The 2168-nt window shown below is 38.2% G+C and carries 3 protein-coding genes; 2 read left to right on the plus strand and 1 reads right to left on the minus strand.

Going from position 1 to position 2168, the window contains the following annotated elements; all coding sequences use genetic code 11:
• Positions 1-242: hypothetical protein (locus ACOVQQ_RS01710; RefSeq protein ID WP_421816662.1), on the minus strand; the 242-nt coding region annotated here is incomplete at its 3' end.
• Between the two features lie 402 nt (positions 243-644).
• Here ACOVQQ_RS01710 and ACOVQQ_RS01715 point away from each other — a divergent pair.
• Both ACOVQQ_RS01715 and ACOVQQ_RS01720 read left to right on the plus strand, forming a co-directional pair.
• A complete protein-coding gene (locus ACOVQQ_RS01715) occupies positions 645-1319 on the plus strand; it encodes a TetR/AcrR family transcriptional regulator (protein ID WP_421816663.1) in 675 nt (224 codons plus the stop codon).
• 1 nt (position 1320) lies between these two features.
• Positions 1321-2168 (plus strand): ABC transporter transmembrane domain-containing protein (locus ACOVQQ_RS01720; RefSeq protein ID WP_421816664.1); only part of this gene is annotated, 848 nt, incomplete at its 3' end.

The following is a 2168-nucleotide window of genomic DNA, read 5'->3' on the forward strand; positions in this document are numbered from 1 at the left end:
GTCATATCATTTCCGTTTTCATCTACCCCAACTAAAACAATATTGCTTTTTTGGTTTGTGACATCGTACCCATTGTAAATTCGTATTCCTGAACAATCTTTTTGCTCCAGAATCTTATTTAAATTATTTGTACTCACAAGGTATGAAAAAATTGCTTGCGGGTTTGCAGATTGAAAAGCATGGGTATATTGGCAAGCTTCTTCTAAAGTAATTTCCTTTCCACTGTCGTTGTTGGTGTTCATGATATTTTGATTTTGTGTTTGAACAAATTTCTCACTATAAATGAAAATAACAATACCAAAATTTAACTATTAAATAGTTTTTTTTCTACAAACACGTGTAACCGTTAACCGATTTTTGTAAAAGGCTTGTTAAAGTCGCATTTTTACACGAGATCCAAGTTTGCGTTAGGGATAGCAGCGGAAATGAAAACAAGTTGTTTGCTGCTTTTGCGCAGATGTGCCGGCGACCTCAGAAGCCGAAACTTGTGCTGCAAAAGCCAAAACAGCGCGTTTGAATTGCAGCGAATAGCCCGACGGCGCCGGAGGAACGACCCGCCGGAACGCCAAAAAAAACGATAAATAAAAGTTAAACTATGATAAATCGATAGTAATACTATTAATTTTGCGCTAAATAATTTGAGAATGCGAGAGCTTATATCAAATATCCGATTGCAGGTACATCAAAAAACGTTTGTCAAAGATCCGGAGACTTCGGAATTGGGGAAGAACCTCATTCGCGAAAGTATTTTGCTTATTGATGAAATTGGTTTTGAGAACTTTACGTTTAAGAAGTTAGGCGAGCGAATTAAATCTAACGAGAGTTCGGTATATCGTTACTTCGAAAATAAACATAAATTGCTGCTCTATTTGGCAAGCTGGTATTGGTCGTATTTAGAGTATCGTTTGGTATTTGCCACCAACAATATCGAGGATCCGTGTGTGCGACTTAAGATAGCTGTTGAAATTGTGACTGAAAAAGTTCTCGACGACACCGATACCGCACACATTAACGAGGCTATTTTGAGTCGGATTATTATAGCCGAATTTTCAAAAGTAATGCATACCAAAGAAGTGGATCAGGAAAATAAGGAAGGTTTCTTTTTGATTTACAAGCGGTTAAATGCCCGTATTGTTTCGATCATCAAGGAAATTAATCCGACTTATCCGTTTGCAGAAAGCTTGGTTTCGACGGTAATTTCGGGTGCGCTTCACCAACACTTTTTGAGTGAACACCTCGAATCACTTTCGAGCATAGACAGCGGAAAGTCGGTTTCCGAATTTTACACCCATCTAATCACTAATACTATACAGAATTAATATGACGCCTTTAAAAAGATTATACAGCATGCTCGAATTGGATCGCAAAGACGTGATTCAGATTTTTGCGTATGCCATAATTGCCGGTCTGATTTCGCTTTCTTTGCCGCTCGGTATTCAGAGCATCATCAATTTTTTACAATCGGGTCGCGTGAGCGCTTCGCTGGTTGTGTTAATCATTATTGTGGTGATTGGTGTGGCTTTGGGCGGCCTCATGTCGCTAATGCAATTGCGTATTACCGAGAATTTGCAGCAAAAGATCTTTATTCGTTCGTCGTTCGAATTTGCGGCGCGCTTGCCAAAAATCAAGTTCACTGAAATATATAAAATTTACCCACCGGAGTTAGCTAACCGCTTTTTTGATACGTTAGCCATTCAGAAAGGTATTTCAAAACTGTTGCTCGACTTTTCGGCAGCCATTTTGCAGATTACCTTTGGTATGATTTTGCTTTCGTTGTACCATCCTTACTTTTTATTGTTTGGTATTTTACTGTCTTTGCTACTTTATTTAATTTTTAAGTTTTCGTATAAGCGTGGTTTAAACACATCGATGTACGAATCGAAATACAAGTATAAAGTTGCTGGTTGGTTGCAAGAAATTGCCCGAAACAACCATAGTTTCAAGAAGTACCAGCACTTTTGCTTTGCGATGGAAAAAAACGATAAACTCACCGATGAGTATCTCATGTATCGCGAGAAACACTTTAAAGTTATTCAATCGCAGTACAGCCAACTTATTGTTTTTAAAATCATTATCACGGCAGGTTTGTTGTTGGTGGGCGGATATTTGGTTATGAACATGCAAATGAATATCGGGCAGTTTGTGGCAGCGGAGATCATTATTCTTCT

It is taken from the genome of Flavobacterium sp. (assembly GCF_049240005.1).
In the GTDB taxonomy this organism is placed as follows: Bacteria; Bacteroidota; Bacteroidia; order Flavobacteriales; family Flavobacteriaceae; genus Flavobacterium.

Bases quoted from the DNA above. Each gene is read 5' to 3' on its own strand.
- ACOVQQ_RS01715 (WP_421816663.1), top strand. From the start codon at position 645: ATGCGAGAGCTTATATCAAATATCCGATTGCAGGTACATCAAAAAACG.